Consider the following 15,486-nt stretch of genomic DNA (forward strand, 5'->3'; position numbering starts at 1 on the left):
AGGATGGTTCCATGATACCACGACGTGGATTCCTGAAAGTGGGGTGCGCAATCTTTGGAGGCTTGAGTCTGTTAGGAGCTATTTCTTCAGAAACGGAGTATCTCGGGGATCCTGCGGACAACGAGAACGGAGATGATTCTAATCTCTCTGACGAAGAAGGCGATTCGGGCACTTCAGAGGAGACTACGTCTCGGGATGTCCTCTACGACATGACGGTAGAAGACCGTCTCCGAGAAGAACGCGAGTTCTCTTCTGGTGATGTCCTCTACGTCGAAGCCAGCATAAACCACGATGGACGGGGCATTTTCGCGCTGAACGTAGGACCGGGAGAAGAGCTACGGAAAACTGACATCGAGGATGCCAGATCATTCAGTCAGGAGATAGAGCGCGACGGAACCCATATTGTCAACGCAATCGCTGGCGGGGGTCCAGAGGGTCAGATGGAACTACGGGTCGAAATAGAGAGGATAGACATATGACCGATGAGTCGCCTCGCCAGATGAAAGGCTGGAGCTATGTACATCGTGTCGAAGAGGGGGAAGACGGGAATTACTACGAAACGCAGTCGGGACGTCAGTTTACTGGTGGAGAACTCGTCCGGATGGCGATGCACGGGGACGCTGTCGAATGAGATGGAGAGTTGTACGTCGACGGAGAGCGGGTTATGCCGATTGATTCTGACACATGGAGGACAGCGATGGGAGCGAAGCACCGGTTGCGAGGTACTGACCTGTACTGAGAGATTGGTAGTGTTGAAATAGTCAAAATCAATCATTTAAACAGAGATAGTCTACGGATTCGTGAGGATCCGTACATCGGACTGCGTGACGAGGACACAAAATTCTTCGACCAAGAATCTAACCCTGAGGTCATCGTTCGCTGAGTCCACGAGTTGCTCGAGTGCTTCGACGTCGATCACCCGTTGCAGTTGGTACTCGTCACAACCGAGTCTCTCTGTTTCAAGCGCGTCGACGATTTCGAAGAGGAGGTGTCGGTCACTCATCTGTAATCACCTCGTCGACGACATCGATAATCTCCGCAGCGGTCGAACTGATCCGCTCGAGTCGATCGAGGATGGCCTCCGACTCTTCGCCCTCCCATGCAGCGAGGTAGAACGCTGACCCGCTCGTGTCCAGCCCGAAATACCGACCGACGATGTAGCCGACGGCTTCCGCCTCGAGTTCGCGTTTCAAGCGTTCGGTCTCGTCGGTGACGTCACCGTGCAAGAGTGCGTGGGCGTACTCGTGGATGGTCGTTACGGCAAGGTCGGCACTGTTCTCACGATCGCGGACCTCGATTAGTGGTCGTTCCGTAGGAGAACGATACTGACACACACCTCTGGCATCGCCGTGAGGCCACTCCGCTGGAGAAACGATCTCCACTTCCACTTCAAGCATCGAAGCTCCCTCGAGGAGCGCTGGCACCAGCTCGTCGGCCTCCCCAGTCGCCTCTGTCTCTAGTTCTGGCAGTGGCTCTCCTTCGGTTTGTGAAATATCGAACACTGGCGCTGGCCGAAAGCCGACGAGTCCTTTCGGCCACTCTCCTGGTGATGTCTCGTCGTATTCGCAGTCGCTTCGATCGTGGTACGACGGTGAGTTCTCACACTCTGGACACTGCTTCGCGATGATCGGCGCCCAGATCCAGATCGCGCTTTCCCCCTCCTGGACGTGCCGATTAAAGTCTTCTTGCCATGTCCGATAACCCGCCACGCTGGTCGCCTCGGGACATTGGCGCTTGATCAGGAGCGTATTTCGGTAGGAATAGTCGTGGAAACGGCTCTGGAGATCGAGCCACTCCTGGAACTCCGTGCTGGATTGCGCCTCGTCGACGCCGGCGACGAGGTCGTTGATCCACTGTTCGATGGTGCTGTTCATCTCGTCCGATCGCGTGTCGGTCTCGTCGAAGGAGACCGACGAGTCGCTGGTCGTAGCCATAATTACACTGAACCGAGTTCACCGCGACCGCGTCAGTTTAGAACGCGCCGCACCCCTCTGGGGCGCACAAACAACCTCCTCTGAGTGTCACCGGAGTTCGTGTGGTTCGTCCGCGAACCCGACTGTAACGAGGTACTCGAGATACTCGTCGAACTGCTCCACGTCGCTGGGCGTGTCTGTCGCGAGGTGCCGTGCCCACTCGATGGCCCATTGGAATGCAGGGTCGGTGCCACCCTTTCCGTGGATATACCACTAGCGGGCCGCTTTCAGCACGACGACCGGATTCGTCGGCGGGTGCTCGCTTGTTAGCCCACAGGTGATCGATTGGATCTCCTCGGGAACGTCTGCTGGATCTACCTCGGACGTCTGGGTGCTCGGTAGGTCGATTGGAATCTGATCGATTGAGATGTCACTCGGGTTCTGTTGTTGACTCATGTAGAATCACTCTCTTATACGCTCTCTTTCGAGCCCTCACCCTTTTCGGGGCGAAAAAACGACTCGCTGCTCAGGCTGGCGGGAAGTAGACGCTTTGTTCGCCGACTAACTCTTCGAGCCGGTTCCGATGCCGATGCGTGAAGTAGCAGTCGTAGCTACAGTACCCACAGATGTCTCCCGTATCGTACTCTGCTACGTGGGCCCTCGTTCAGTCGTCCAAAATTGTTGACTGTAATTTAATATATCCTATAATGAAATCTAGCTTCCACTTACACGTTTTGCAGTCCCCATTTCTAAGAGTGTCTCACCCCACTTAAGATCCTTCTAAAGACCAGAACGTCATATTTCGGTGAAGCAGGTTGAGTACGTCTACCCCAATGACAGACTGCTACACTGGAGCGGACTTATTCGTCGACACGTTGGCGGAATACGGTGTCGAACACGTCTTTGGAAATCCGGGAACGACTGAACTGCCTGTAATGAAGGCGCTCGCGGAATGCGAGGCCGACACCGAGTACATCCTCGGGTTGCACGAAGATATTGCGGTTGGAATGGCATCGGGCTATGCGAGTACGCGACGATATCACAGCCATCATGATCCCGAGATCAACCCTGCTGGTGTAGTGAACCTTCACATCACGCCGGGTCTCGCCCACGGAATTGGCAACCTATATGCTGCAAAATGGGCAGGCACACCACTGGTGGTCACTGCCGGCAACCACGAGCGAGACTTCCGCCACGAAGAGCCGCTATTGACTGGGGACCTCGAACGGATGGTTGACCAATTCTGCAAGTATTCCGACGAGGTACTCTCCGTTGATGCGCTTCCAACAATGTTGCGGCGAGCATTTCGTGTGGCGCTCACGCCACCGACTGGCCCCGTCTTCCTTGGACTTCCCGTCGATGTCATGATGGACGAAGCCAGTCCTGAGGAGATTGAACCTCTCGGTCAGATTCCCAATGCCGGGCGCGGCGACCCCGCACAGGTCGAACGGGCGGCAGACCTACTCGTTGATGCCGAAGATCCGTTGCTGGTAGTCGGGGACCACATCGCGCGGTCTGGATTCGAGGCCGTCGAAGCCGCTGTCGAGTTCGCCGAGGCCTGCGGCGCGCGCGTTCACGGAGAGATCCTCGCGTGCGAGGTGAACTTCCCGACCGGCCACGACCAGTGGATCTCCTACCTCCCACCGGATGGGGAACTAGCGAGTCTGCTGATGGACACCGATACGATCGTGTTCGCAGGTTGTTCGACTAACACGACATTAATGCGTCACGAGAACGATCTCGTTGACGAGGACACCACCTGTATCCACATCAGCGACGACGCGTGGCAACTCGGGAAAAACCGACCTGCCGATATCGCGATCGCCGGCGACACTGGACTCGCGCTAGGCGAGGTAACAGAGCGCCTACGGGACCGACTGTCCGACGAGACGAGACGGCAGCGTGTCCAGAGCGTCGAAGCGATGAAGACATCGATGGCGGACACTATCCAGTCGATGGGGGAAGACGAGACACCGGAAGACGAGACCCGCGCGTCGAAGGCCGAGCTCGTCGATGCGATAAACTCGGTCGCACCGGACGCCTACATTGTCGACGAAAGCATCACCGCGAAATACCCGCTTCTCACTCGTCGAGAGATGGAACCTGAGGGAATGATTTCCAACAAGGGCGGTGGTCTCGGATACGGACTGCCCGCATCAGTCGGCGCGGCCGTGGCCGAGAGCATGCGAGAGAATCCCCGCGACGTTGTCGGGTACATCGGTGACGGGTCCTATCTGTACTATCCACAATCGCTGTACACTGCCGCCCGCGAGAGCCTCGACCTGACAGTCGTCGTCCCGGATAACAGCAATTACCGAATCCTGAAAGACAACACGATTTCGATGTTCGGGGGGACCGACGAGGATCACGAGTACGTTGGCATAGATATCGACCCGCCGGTCGATTTAGTGACAAACGCCCAAAGCCACGGGGCGCATGCCGAACTGGTCGAGATACCCGAGGATATCGAACCCGCACTCCGGAGGGCGCTTGACCACGACGGGCCCGATGTGCTGGACATACTCGTTCACGACTGATCTGCCGGCGTCCCGTACGAGTGAGGACACTCGAGTAGCATCGACAGTTCGACCACGCGGATCGTCCGGTTAATCTTCGGGATCGACCTGGACGCGGCCGCCTTCCTCTGCCGTCTCGGGGAATATCTTTCCGGGGTTGAGCATCCCTCTCGGATCGAGGGCACGTTTGACTGCACGCATCGCCTCAACGCCTTTCTCACCGTGTTCCAGAGTCATGTACTCGCGTTTGCCTCGTCCGATGCCGTGTTCGCCGGTTGCAGTTCCGCCCATCTCGATGGCCCGCTCAATTACTTCGTCATAGACGGCGTTCCCACGTGCGACCATCTCGGGGTCACTAGGATCGACCAGCGGCGAGTAGTGAACGTTGCCGTCGCCTCCATGACCGAAGCAAAATAGTGAAAGATCGTTTTCCGCCGCCAGGTCTTTCGCATACCGGATGATCTCTGGGTACGTGCTGATTGGAACGGTGATGTCGCCGGGATGAATGGGTTGGAGGTCCGGGTCGTATGTCCGGGCGGCGTAGGCCAGCTCCCGCCGCGCCGCCCAGAGCGCTTCCATCTCCGCATCGTCGTCGCTCATTTCAAACTGTTGTACGTCATGTGATTCGAATATCGATCGGCAGAAGTCGATTTCGTCCTCGATACCGTGGTTGGCGTGAAACTCTAAAAACGTCATCGGGGAGTTCGGCAACTCGCTTCCGGTGTACTGGTTCGCCATCTCGGCGCTCAGGGGGTCGATGAATTCGATCTTCGCCACGTCGACACCCGATCGGACGACGTCGAACACCGCCTCCGTTGCATCGTCCAGTGTCGGGAAGATCGCTCGCCCACCGCGGCGCTGCTCAGGCAGACCCTCGAGTTCCAGCGTTGCTCGGGTGACCACACCGAGGGTCCCCTCGCCTCCGACCAGCAGATCTCGGAGGTTGTACCCGCTGGAGCTCTTGACTGCTTTACTTCCCGCCGTGATTATCGACCCGTCTGCGAGGACCGCCTCGATTTCGAGTACCCAGTCGGATATTTCGCCGTATTTCACCGTTTGCATCCCGCTCGCATCGTTGGCGATCATTCCACCGATAGTGGAGATCTCCCCCGACGACGGCAGGGGCGGGAAGAACAATCCGTGGGTCATTGCAGCTTCATCGATCTTCGACCCGAGTACTCCCGGTTCAACGTCAATCTGGAAATCGTCCGGCCTGAGCGCTAGAACGTCGTCCATTCGCGTCATATCCATGCTGATACCTTCGAACGAGGGGACGGCGTTTCCTTCCAGACTCGTGCCAGCAGCATACGGCGTCACTGGGACGCCACGGTCGTTGGCGGCCGAAAGGACGGCTGCGACATCCGCCGTCGACTCTGGCCAGACGACGGCATCGGGCGTAACGCCCGTTCCGTTTTCCGCGGCAACCCACCCGGCCGCGTGATCTTCTCGTGTCGATTCGACGAATGAGATCCGATCTTCATCAAGTACCTCCGAGAGGAATTCACAGTCGTGGGACATACCTCGCTACTGCTTCGATTAGTGATTAAACCTGATTGAGCGCATACGAAGCTCTTCATATCCTCCCCCTTAGCGCTGGATCGTCAGACCGACTCACGAGTGCCTACGGACCGTCTCCCTTCAGACGGGCTCTCAAAATTGCAGATGGTACTTAAATGACTGGTCATACGGAGGAATTATTGTTAGTCGTCTTCCTCCCGATTCGTCTCTATGTCACAAGATAGAACAAGTACCTCCGAAGCGGACGCCGTTTCCCAGGCCAATTCGGGTGGGGAGACGACATATCCCGATATCGAGTGCTGTATCGATAACGTGGACGTCGATAGTCATCGGGCGATAGAGGCCAGTGACGAGCCAGTCAATGTCCAGTACTGTTTACAGCGATGTGGAACCTGTTACAAGGAGTCATTCCTGGTCGTGGATGGAGACGTACTCACCGGCGCGGATCACTTGACGCTACTCGACAAGTTGAATTCGGAGGGGAACATCGATGCGTGATCTGAACGTCCTGTTCATCTCGATCGATAGTCTCCGTCGCGATATGCTTGGGGCCTACGACTCCCCATTCGACTGGGTCACGGAGATAGACGTGGAAACCCCCAATCTCGATCAATTCGCTGAGAAAGCGATCACATTCGATAACCACTACGCCGGAAGTCTCCCGTGTATGCCCGCTCGCCGCGAATGGGACACCGGCATTCAAGAATTCCCTTGGCAGGGTTGGGGACCGATCGAGGCGTATGACACGACGCTCGCGGAAAAGGCTCGCAATGCTGGCGTATTGACGAAACTGATTACCGACCACTTCCATCTGTTCCAGCACGGCTCGAGTGGCTACTACGAGGATTATCATGGATTCGAGTTCGTCCGCGGGCACGAAGATGACCTGTGGAAGACACAGCCGTACGAGGCTGATGAAACCCTTCTGCGACAAGTCGGCTACGATCTCGACAATGATATCGCAGAAAGCTCTGCAGAGGTAACAGATGCCGCAGCCAATCCAAACCACGTCCTCGATCCCTACGACTTAGAGCACTACCGTCCACGATGGAAGTATGCCCGCAACGTCGCCGATTTCGATGACCAGACGGACTTCTTCGCTGCGAAGGTTTTCTCTAAGGCAGCTGGTTGGCTCCACAATAACACCGACTGGGATCAGTGGCTGCTCAGGATCGATGAGTTCGACGTGCACGAACCGTTCCACTGTCCAGAGCCGTACGCCTCGATGTACACGAACGAGGACCCACGCGATCCGGAGTTGCCAGTCTGGCCCTACTATGGTAGGACCGACGAGGGACAAGCCGAACTCACCGACCGCGAACTATCGTTCCTCCGCTCGCAGTTTGCCGGAAAGGTAACGATGGTCGACACCTGGCTCGGACAGGTGTTTTCCACGCTTGACGAGAAAGATCTGTGGGATGAGACGGCTGTTATCATCACTTCCGATCACGGGTTCCTCCTTGGTGAACACGGTTGGATCGGGAAAATGAGTCCGGATTTCGACCTCGTCGCACAGACACCGCTGTTCGTCTGGCACCCAGACAGTGAACTGTCGGGCACGACGGTTGAGTCACTGACTTCGGCTGTCGACCTGCACGAGACGGTCCTCGATCTGTTAGGTGCCGAAGCCGATGCGGAAACACACAGCAGGAGCCTCCGACCGGTCATCGAGGGAGAAACCACTCAGCACAGGGAGTGGGCACTCTACGGCTGGTGGCACTCCGACATCAATATCACAGACGGGACACACACGTACATGGTGCCGGTCCAGGAGGACGTCCCACTGTACAACTACTCAACGATGCAGATGAGCGCACAGAGTCCCTTCACCCCGACGAACGGCTACGAAGGGGCAGAGTCCGGACAGTTCCTCCCATACACTGACGTACCGGTTTGGAAACAGCAATATCCCTCGATGTCACTCGTCCGAAAACCCAGACTGTACGATACCGACGCCGATCCGACACAGTCGGAAAACATCGTGTCCGAATCGCCCGCGGTGAAAGCGGAGATGGATGACCTGCTATATGAGGCGATCGACAATTTGGCGGTACCTGATGAGGTGTACGAACAGTACGGATTTGACGAATAAGTCGTCCAATGTGGCCGCTAACGCTGAATCGAAACCGCCGTAGCGTTGATAGGAACCGCGGGTGAACGGGTAGTATGAGATTCGCCACGTTCAGCTTCCGACATTCTGACGGATGGCTACAATCGCTTGGCGAGTCGTTTGCCCGCGCAGACGATGTCACGCGCATTGCGGTTCACTCCCATCAGTTGCTCGACGACGGACAGGCAATCTATTTGTACGAACTCGTTGGCGATGCACGGACCGTCCGCGACATCCTCGACGAAACTGACATCATCACCAGCTATCAGGTGGTTCGGGGAACGGAGTCGGTATTCGCGTACATCCACTTCGAGCCGATGCCAACTGTCAGGAAACTTCTCCGGGGACCGACAGAGTACGGACTCATCGTCGACGGACCAGTTACTATCCGAGACGATGGGACGATGGAGATTACACTCATCGGAGAAGAAAAGGACATCCAGCAAGCGTTCTCGTCGGCGCCAGATAACCTCACAGCGACAGTCAAGCGCACTGGTGACTACCACCCAGGCGCACAGCAGCTGTTCACCGCCCTGAGCGGACGCCAGCGTGAAATACTGGAGAAGGCTTACGAACTCGGGTACTACCAACAACCGCGTCGCGTTACGTACGAAGACATCGCCAGTGAATTGGACTGCACACCGTCGAACGTTGGGGATATGCTACGTCGCATCGAGAACACTATCATCAGTGAGATAATGACGTCTCACTTTGATTCTACACCCGACAGCTCCGCCTGATTCCGTCTAATCTCGAAGAGATCGTTTCCAGTATATATGTCACTCCTTATACGAAGGAGTTAGTGTTAGTTACAGACCCCCGCACAGTTCTGTATGATACAAAGCAGCATCAGTCCGTTCGATATCGACATGTTTGTCGACCAGTTCCAAGACGCTGTCGAGGTAACTGATGGTGTTTACTACTACGCGGAATTCAGCGGCGTGACCGCCTTCGAGATCGGAGATGAGGCTCCTCCTCGTCGATTCCAGTCTCGAGAACAACGCCCCCGCACTTGCCGAAGCAATCAGCGCCGAGACCGATCAGCCGGTCGACACCGCCATCTACACGCGCGGACACCTCGATCACTCCTTCGAGCTGAAGGCGTTCCTGCTCGAGGACCAATCGGATCCAAACTCGGACATGGTGCGAGATGGTGTAATAGCGAGCGATCCCGGGGCCCTCGCACCAGATCGTAAGCATGACTGTAACACTCAGTGATATCGAGGGAGCCTGGGAACGACTAGACGACGAATCCGTTGTTCAACAGACTCCTGTAGATACGAGTCGTTCACTCGAGGCGAAGACCGATGCAACGGTACACCTCAAAATGGAGCATTTGCAGCGAACTGGGTCGTTCAAAACTCGCGGAGCGTACAACAAGCTCAAACAGGTCGCCGAATCAGGTCTCGAAGCAACGAGAGCGATTACAACCAGTGCTGGCAACCATGCCCAAGGGGTTGCCCTCGCTGCCTCAGAGACCGATCTGGAATCGACCATCGTCATGCCTAAGAGTGCTCCGCAGGCGAAGGTAGACGCCACGGCCAAGTACGGGGCGACCATCGAATTACACGGCCACGATTTCCGTGACGCGATGGCTTACGCAAAGTCGATCGTCGACGACGATAGTGTGTTCGTTCATCCGTACGATGACCCTCAGATCGTTGCTGGTCAAGGGACGCTAGGGCTCGAAATCCTCGAGCAAGTTCCTACTGTCCAGACAATCGTCGTTCCGATCGGTGGCGGTGGATTGATCAGTGGTATTGGGGCTGCTATTGCAGAGAAATCGCCTGAGACACGTGTAATTGGGGTCCAGGCTGAAGGGGCTTCTACCGTCCCCCAGAGCCTCGATAAGGGCCAACCGCAGTCCGTCGAGCCAGTGCAGACAATCGCCGACGGGATAGCGACCGGTGGTATCTCCCGACTTACGTACAAGTTGATCGACGAACACGTAGACAGGGTGATCACTGTATCAGATACCGAAATATCAGAGGCGATTCTGTTCCTTCTGAAACGCTCAAAGCAGATGGTCGAGGCCGCAGGTGCGACGACTGTGGCAGCCATCTGTAGCGACAAGGTCGACGTGGATGGGGAAATTGTCGTTCCAGTTCTGAGCGGCGGGAACCTCGGACTGACCGATCTACAGACAGTGCTTACACATGGGTTGACATACAGGGACCAGCTCGTTCGTTTCCGGGTCCGGATCACAGACAGTCCCGGAAAAATGGCTGAAATCGCCGATATAATCGCGAGTCACGACGTCAACATCCGCAATGTGAGACACGAGCGATCAGTCAAAGGGCTGAGCGTCGGGGACGCGTTCCTTGACTTTCGAATCGAGACAAATGGAGCTGACCAGACAACGCGTGTCATCAAATCGCTCCGCGAAGAGGGCCACACCGTCATTCGAACGAGACGACGGGAAAATTGGTAATTCCTCTCGTGGGAATCTCACGGTTTCAGCTGGGGGGGATGTCAATTGCTGACCAATGATCTGTACTTAAGCAGCTCCGTAAAACAAGAAGTTGTTCTTAGTAGTGGTTCCCGCAACTGTCTCGCATGCCAGAGTCTATGGCAAAGAACGGCATTTTCGAGTGGGTCGATACGAACGAAGAGCGGTTGAAAACCGTCGCGCAACGTATCTGGGAAACACCCGAGGTTGCCTTACAGGAGGAGAAATCCTCGGCAGTACTGATCGAGACGCTGGAGAGTGAGGGCTTTGCGGTCGAAAAAGGGATCGGAGGGATGCCGACGGCATTCGTCGCCTCCTACGGTGAAACCGGTCCCAGAATCGAGATTCTCGGCGAGTACGACGCCCTCCCGGGACTCTCTCAAGAGGTGACAGAGGAGCGCGAACCCAGAGAAGAGGATGCTCCCGGCCATGGCTGCGGACACAACCTCCTCGGGACTGCTGGCGTCGGTGCCGCTATTGCGGTGAAGGAAGCGATCGATGCCGGTGATATCGAAGGGACAATTGTCTACCACGGCTGCCCCTCGGAGGAAAACCTTGTCGGGAAAATCTACATGGCTCGTGCGGGCGTCTTTGACGATCTGGATGCGGCGCTAACTTGGCATCCAGCCTCCCTGAGTACTCCTTCCATGGGGACATCAAATGCAGTGAACTCTCTCGAATTTACATTCGATGGCGTCTCAGCGCACGCAGCCAGATCGCCGGAATCGGGACGGAGCGCGCTCGATACTGTCCAATTGTTGAATACAGGCGTCGAATACATGCGCGAACATCTGTCGGACGATGCGCAAATTCACTACACGATTACCGACGGAGGGCAAGCACCGAACGTCGTCCCAGAGACCGCCTCAGCCTGGTATTTCGTGCGCGCACCGACACGCGAGGAGGTCGAACGTAATACCGAGTGGCTACGCGAAATTGCAGAGGGAGCCGCCTTGATGACACAGACCACGGTCGATGAGCGATTCCTGACCGGCTGCTACGATTACCGCGCGAACGAGGCAGTCACTGACGTAATCTGGGAGAATATGCAGGCCGTAGAACCGATTTCGTACGACGAGGAGGATATTGCGTTCGCGCGTGACCTCCAAGAAACGATCCCAGAGGAAAGACGTAAAGCGGAGGTCGCACATGTGCCCGAAGATCTCCGCACTAAGATAGCGGATCGCCCACTCTATCCCGAACCCGTCGCGGCGTTCGATGAGAATCTCCGAACCCCCGCTTCGACCGATGTTGGCGACGTGAGCTGGATCACCCCCACAGGGCAGTTTAGAGGTGCCACATGGCCGGTCGGCACCCCAGGGCACTCGTGGCAGATCGTCGCTGCAAACGGTAGCTTTGGACAGAAAGGCGTCACGTACGCAGCGAAGGTACTTGCTGGCTCTGTATATGATCTCCTGAAAGATCCAGAAACGCTCGAGACAGCTCAGGAAGAGTTCGAAACGATGCTCGGCGAGCGAGCCTACGAATCTCCGCTCCCCGACGATGCGGAGCCACCGTCCAAGATTACTACACTGACTGACTGAGTTACATCCGGTGCGTCGGCCTCAGTCGGGAGGATGGCTGCGTACGCGATACTCACTACCGCTTCTGTAGAGACCACTCAGGGACATCGTATTCAGTGCGGAACTGATCCTAACAATCTTGGCGGACCCTGTCTCAGTTCGGGAATGACTATCAACCAGTATATAAACAACTCCCTATACAGAGGGATCAGAGTTAGGCACAGAACTCCACACACAGTTGTGTGTCACGAACTAGCATCAGTCCATATGAGACCGAAATGTTTGTCGCGGAGAGCGAAGTGAACGAGGTTGCAAAGCGGACGTATCACTGTGCCGGATTCAGCGACGTGACGGCCTTCGAAACGGCGGAAGGACTTCTTCTAGTCGACACCGGTCTCGAGGACGAATCGAAAGTGTTTGCTGATCTACTCCGACAGCACACGGATGCACCGGTCCACACCGTTATCTACACACATGGCCATCTGGACCATGCATTTGGTCTCGATGCGTATCTTCTCGATGGACAAGATGATCCAGAGGTGATCGCTCACCAAGCGATGCCCGCCCGGTTTGATCGCTACAAGCAGACTGCGGGACACAATGAAGCGATCAACAGCCGCCAATTCGGTGGAACCACGTCCACGAGAAGCGCCGAAGTCAGTGAGAGCCGGTACGGATGGCCGGAGCATCCACCGACGACCCTGTACCGTAACGACCTCACAGTGGAAGTCGGCGACGTTACCTTCGAAATTCACCACGGGGAAGGAGAAACCGACGACCACAGTTGGTTGTACTGTCCAGAGTGGGACGTACTGTGTACTGGTGACTTCTTTATCAGCGTCGCACCAAATGCTGGGAACCCACAGAAAGTCCAGCGCTATCCGTGGGCGTGGGCAGATACGCTCCGGGAGATGGCTGAGGAGGATGCAACGACGCTCTGTCCCGGCCACGGAACCCCGATTGTGGACGACGCTGCCGAGATCCGTCGACGTCTCCTTTCGGGAGCGGAGTATCTCGATACAATCGTCGAGCGGACGCTCGATGCGCTCAATGACGGGTCGCCCCCACACGTCGACATCGTCCACGAGGTTGACCTACCAGTCCCCAAGGAACCGTGGCTGGATGAGGACTACGATAACGGTGAGTTCATCGTCCGAAACGTCCTGCGATACTACGGCGGCTGGTGGTCAGGTCGCCCGAGCGAACTGAAACCCGCACCCCGAGAGGCGCTCGCCGAGGAACTTACAAAGCTAATCGGCGATGCAGAACAGCTGTCGATTCGGGCCACGAACCTCGCAGCAGCAGGCGACCACCGACTTGCCGGTCATCTTGCCGATTTTGCGCTCGAAGCCGCGCCGAATGACGTGACGGTTCAGGCCAACGTCGAAGAGGTATACGAGCGACGAGCGGAGAGAGAAACGGACCTGATGTCTCAGAATATCTACGCTGCTGCCGCCGGATACGCGACGGAAGGGCGGAGGTTTCGCTAACGATGACCGGTGGACAGTTCGGACTGCGTCATGGGTCGCTCTCGGTGGCTGGAGCGACGGCGCTGGTCGTCGGGAACGTCATTGGTATCAGTATCTTCACGCTTCCGGGACCGCTCGCTGCGAGTGCCGGTCCGGCCGTTATCTTCGGGATCTTCCTCGCGGCGATTCTGCTGGTTTTTGGCATCACCATTACTTATCAACTCGGAAGCGCGATTCCGACGACCGGCGGTAACTACATCTATGCCTCGAGACTTGTCCACCCCTTTGCTGGCTTCTTGCTTCCGTGGCTGATCCTTCCTGGCGTGTGGGCCGGACTTCTGTTCATCGGCGTCGGGTTCGCCGAGTACGTCGGTATCTTCGTCGCAATCCCGGACCTCGCTATTACCTATGTCCTCCTCACGACGTTTCTGTTGCTGAATATCTTGGGCATCAGACCCCTGGCACGGGTACAAACCGTTCTGGTCGGCGTATTGCTCACCAGTATGGTCGTGTTTATTATTCCCGGAGTACTGGCGATTGAGCCGACAAACTACACCCCACTGTTGCCAAGCGGGGTTGCACCGTTCGCGATCGCGATCGTCTCGTTGTACTTCCCGTTGCGCGGGTTCTCGATGATCGCGAACCTCGGCGGTGAACTCGAAAACCCATCGCAGTCGATCCCACAAGTATTGCTGTATGCAGCCCTTATTTCGCTCACGCTGTTCGCTAGCCTGGTCACCGTGCTGGTCGGCGTTGTGAACCGGACACAGCTCGGCGGCGGAGAGGGCGCAGTCGTCATAGCGGCCCAGAGGTTCCTCCCCAGCCCGCTCGTCGGACTGGTCGCAATCGGCGCGGTCGTCGGGGGCCTCACTTCGATCAGTACCACCTACACCGGTTTCTCCCGGGCGCTGATGCGGGCAGCGAACGACGAAATCTTCCCAAAGACCTTCGCTGCGGTCCACGAGCGGTTCAAGACGCCACACGTTGCCCTGTTGACGCTCGGGGTCCCGCCTCTGCTTTTCGCCCCGCTCCAGCCGTCACCGGTTTTCCTCTCGATTTTCCTCGCCATCGCGGTCCTCACCGTGAATTGTCTCAACGCGGTCGCACTCTGGCGACTTCCCGCGGTCTTCCCTGACCGCTATGTGAACGCCGACAGTACGTTGCCTCCGCTCGTGCTTCGGGCTGTCGCGATTGGGGGCGTGCTAAGTTCGGTCGCTCTCATCGGGGTTACCAGCCTCAGACTGCCGCTGATGATCGGTGTCATCACCATCTACATAGTCATCGGCTACGGTGTCTTCCGACTCCGAGTCCGACAACTCAATAAGCGAGGTATTGACCTTCGAAACGTGATGCGGTCGCTCGAGGAATCAACCGACTGACCTGCCCATTTTGTTGTATCGGTGCGATACCTGACCCGTGAGCCGGAGGACGCAGACGACGGACTCGCTCGGTTGCTCGAGCAAGGCTCTTCTGCGAAGTCGGCGACGAACTCCGTGTGGCGACGCCGGAAGTCCGACTCATCACTGGACGCAAACCAGCGGGAAAATACGGCGTCGATGAGCTCACACTCTGGGCACTGCTTTGCGATGATCGGTGCCCAGATCCAGATCGCGCTCTCGCCTTCCGACACATGTCGATCGAACTCGGCTTGCCACGTCCGATAGCCGGCGACACGAGTTGCGTGCGGACACTGCGTGTGATCAGTAGCGTGTTTCGGTAGGAGTAGTCGTGAAAGCGGCTCTGAACATCGGCCACTCCTGGAATTGCTCACTCGAGACTGCGTCATCAACCTTGTCGACAAGGTCGTCGACCCATGCCTCCATGGTACTGTACTGTGCATCTCCTCACGTCTGGTGTCCAAATCATCGAAGGACACCCGCGAACAGTCACTCGTAGTCATGGTTTGTGACGACGGACGCTCAGTTCGGAGAATGCACCTCATCCCTCTAGGGAAGAAAAACACACTCGAGGGAGCGCTTGAGCGGCTC

Annotated in this window: 13 protein-coding genes and 3 pseudogenes; 10 read left to right on the plus strand and 6 right to left on the minus strand. The window is 56.8% G+C overall.

Annotation, left to right across the window (positions count from 1 at the left end):
- The first annotated feature begins 11 nt into the window (after positions 1 to 11).
- On the plus strand, positions 12 to 479 hold the full coding sequence (locus AC0QDI_RS17950) for a hypothetical protein (RefSeq protein WP_474670622.1): 468 nt from the start codon (positions 12 to 14) through the stop codon (positions 477 to 479).
- 311 nt (positions 480 to 790) lie between these two features.
- On the opposite strand, the gene AC0QDI_RS17955 is transcribed toward AC0QDI_RS17950, so the two are convergent.
- From AC0QDI_RS17955 to AC0QDI_RS17970, 4 genes and pseudogenes are all read right to left on the minus strand, one after another.
- Positions 791 to 1,003 carry a HalOD1 output domain-containing protein gene (locus AC0QDI_RS17955; RefSeq protein ID WP_474670623.1) on the minus strand — a complete coding sequence of 71 codons (213 nt, stop codon included), beginning with the start codon at positions 1,001 to 1,003 and terminating at the stop codon, positions 791 to 793.
- On the minus strand, positions 996 to 1,934 hold the full coding sequence (locus AC0QDI_RS17960) for a DUF955 domain-containing protein (protein ID WP_474670625.1): 939 nt from the start codon (positions 1,932 to 1,934) through the stop codon (positions 996 to 998). The genes AC0QDI_RS17955 and AC0QDI_RS17960 overlap by 8 nt, the downstream gene beginning before the upstream one ends.
- A gap of 87 nt (positions 1,935 to 2,021) precedes the next feature.
- Positions 2,022 to 2,369: pseudogene (locus AC0QDI_RS17965) on the minus strand (DUF8013 domain-containing protein).
- Between the two features lie 70 nt (positions 2,370 to 2,439).
- Positions 2,440 to 2,588 (minus strand): annotated as a pseudogene (locus tag AC0QDI_RS17970) (DUF6610 family protein); the annotation flags it as partial.
- Between the two features lie 158 nt (positions 2,589 to 2,746).
- Here AC0QDI_RS17970 and AC0QDI_RS17975 point away from each other — a divergent pair.
- Positions 2,747 to 4,450, plus strand: a complete 1,704-nt coding sequence (locus tag AC0QDI_RS17975) for a thiamine pyrophosphate-binding protein (RefSeq protein ID WP_474670627.1) — start codon at positions 2,747 to 2,749, stop codon at positions 4,448 to 4,450.
- Between the two features lie 69 nt (positions 4,451 to 4,519).
- On the opposite strand, the gene AC0QDI_RS17980 is transcribed toward AC0QDI_RS17975, so the two are convergent.
- Positions 4,520 to 5,947, minus strand: coding sequence for an FAD-binding oxidoreductase (locus AC0QDI_RS17980; protein ID WP_474670629.1), 1,428 nt, complete (start codon positions 5,945 to 5,947; stop codon positions 4,520 to 4,522).
- 210 nt (positions 5,948 to 6,157) lie between these two features.
- Here AC0QDI_RS17980 and AC0QDI_RS17985 point away from each other — a divergent pair, with 210 nt between their 5' ends.
- From AC0QDI_RS17985 to AC0QDI_RS18020, 8 genes are all read left to right on the plus strand, one after another.
- Positions 6,158 to 6,445, plus strand: a complete 288-nt coding sequence (locus AC0QDI_RS17985; RefSeq protein ID WP_474670631.1) for a DUF1450 domain-containing protein — start codon at positions 6,158 to 6,160, stop codon at positions 6,443 to 6,445.
- On the plus strand, positions 6,438 to 8,039 hold the full coding sequence (locus AC0QDI_RS17990) for a sulfatase (RefSeq protein ID WP_474670633.1): 1,602 nt from the start codon (positions 6,438 to 6,440) through the stop codon (positions 8,037 to 8,039). Before AC0QDI_RS17985 ends, AC0QDI_RS17990 begins: the two co-directional genes overlap by 8 nt.
- 74 nt (positions 8,040 to 8,113) lie before the next feature.
- Positions 8,114 to 8,797 carry a helix-turn-helix domain-containing protein gene (locus AC0QDI_RS17995; RefSeq protein ID WP_474670635.1) on the plus strand — a complete coding sequence of 228 codons (684 nt, stop codon included), beginning with the start codon at positions 8,114 to 8,116 and terminating at the stop codon, positions 8,795 to 8,797.
- A gap of 223 nt (positions 8,798 to 9,020) precedes the next feature.
- The gene (locus tag AC0QDI_RS18000) at positions 9,021 to 9,275 is read left to right on the plus strand and encodes a hypothetical protein (protein ID WP_474670637.1); all 255 of its coding nucleotides are present in this window, start codon (positions 9,021 to 9,023) and stop codon (positions 9,273 to 9,275) included.
- Entirely contained in the window at positions 9,256 to 10,488 is a 1,233-nt protein-coding gene (gene ilvA / locus AC0QDI_RS18005) for a threonine ammonia-lyase (protein WP_474670639.1), read from the plus strand. The genes AC0QDI_RS18000 and ilvA overlap by 20 nt, the downstream gene beginning before the upstream one ends.
- A 137-nt stretch (positions 10,489 to 10,625) precedes the next feature.
- On the plus strand, positions 10,626 to 12,050 hold the full coding sequence (locus tag AC0QDI_RS18010; protein WP_474670941.1) for an amidohydrolase: 1,425 nt from the start codon (positions 10,626 to 10,628) through the stop codon (positions 12,048 to 12,050).
- A 278-nt stretch (positions 12,051 to 12,328) separates the two neighbouring features.
- Positions 12,329 to 13,519, plus strand: coding sequence for an alkyl sulfatase dimerization domain-containing protein (locus AC0QDI_RS18015; RefSeq protein ID WP_474670641.1), 1,191 nt, complete (start codon positions 12,329 to 12,331; stop codon positions 13,517 to 13,519).
- Positions 13,520 to 13,521: 2 nt separating this feature from the next.
- On the plus strand, positions 13,522 to 14,877 hold the full coding sequence (locus tag AC0QDI_RS18020) for an APC family permease (protein ID WP_474670643.1): 1,356 nt from the start codon (positions 13,522 to 13,524) through the stop codon (positions 14,875 to 14,877).
- A gap of 182 nt (positions 14,878 to 15,059) precedes the next feature.
- Here AC0QDI_RS18020 and AC0QDI_RS18025 read toward each other — a convergent pair.
- Positions 15,060 to 15,398: pseudogene (locus tag AC0QDI_RS18025) on the minus strand (ArdC-like ssDNA-binding domain-containing protein); the annotation flags it as partial.
- Between the last annotated feature and the right edge of the window lie 88 nt (positions 15,399 to 15,486).

This window comes from Natrinema sp. LJW11 (assembly GCF_056135975.1).

Excerpts from the sequence above, each read along its gene's own strand:
- AC0QDI_RS17950 (WP_474670622.1), top strand. The coding sequence starts at position 12 with ATGATACCACGACGTGGATTCCTGAAAGTGGGGTGCGCAATCTTTGGA.
- AC0QDI_RS17955 (WP_474670623.1), bottom strand. The coding sequence starts at position 1,003 with ATGAGTGACCGACACCTCCTCTTCGAAATCGTCGACGCGCTTGAAACA.
- AC0QDI_RS17960 (WP_474670625.1), bottom strand. The coding sequence starts at position 1,934 with ATGGCTACGACCAGCGACTCGTCGGTCTCCTTCGACGAGACCGACACG.
- AC0QDI_RS17975 (WP_474670627.1), top strand. The coding sequence starts at position 2,747 with ATGACAGACTGCTACACTGGAGCGGACTTATTCGTCGACACGTTGGCG.
- AC0QDI_RS17980 (WP_474670629.1), bottom strand. The coding sequence starts at position 5,947 with ATGTCCCACGACTGTGAATTCCTCTCGGAGGTACTTGATGAAGATCGG.
- AC0QDI_RS17985 (WP_474670631.1), top strand. The coding sequence starts at position 6,158 with ATGTCACAAGATAGAACAAGTACCTCCGAAGCGGACGCCGTTTCCCAG.
- AC0QDI_RS17990 (WP_474670633.1), top strand. The coding sequence starts at position 6,438 with ATGCGTGATCTGAACGTCCTGTTCATCTCGATCGATAGTCTCCGTCGC.
- AC0QDI_RS17995 (WP_474670635.1), top strand. The coding sequence starts at position 8,114 with ATGAGATTCGCCACGTTCAGCTTCCGACATTCTGACGGATGGCTACAA.
- AC0QDI_RS18000 (WP_474670637.1), top strand. The coding sequence starts at position 9,021 with ATGAGGCTCCTCCTCGTCGATTCCAGTCTCGAGAACAACGCCCCCGCA.
- ilvA (WP_474670639.1), top strand. The coding sequence starts at position 9,256 with ATGACTGTAACACTCAGTGATATCGAGGGAGCCTGGGAACGACTAGAC.
- AC0QDI_RS18010 (WP_474670941.1), top strand. The coding sequence starts at position 10,626 with ATGGCAAAGAACGGCATTTTCGAGTGGGTCGATACGAACGAAGAGCGG.
- AC0QDI_RS18020 (WP_474670643.1), top strand. The coding sequence starts at position 13,522 with ATGACCGGTGGACAGTTCGGACTGCGTCATGGGTCGCTCTCGGTGGCT.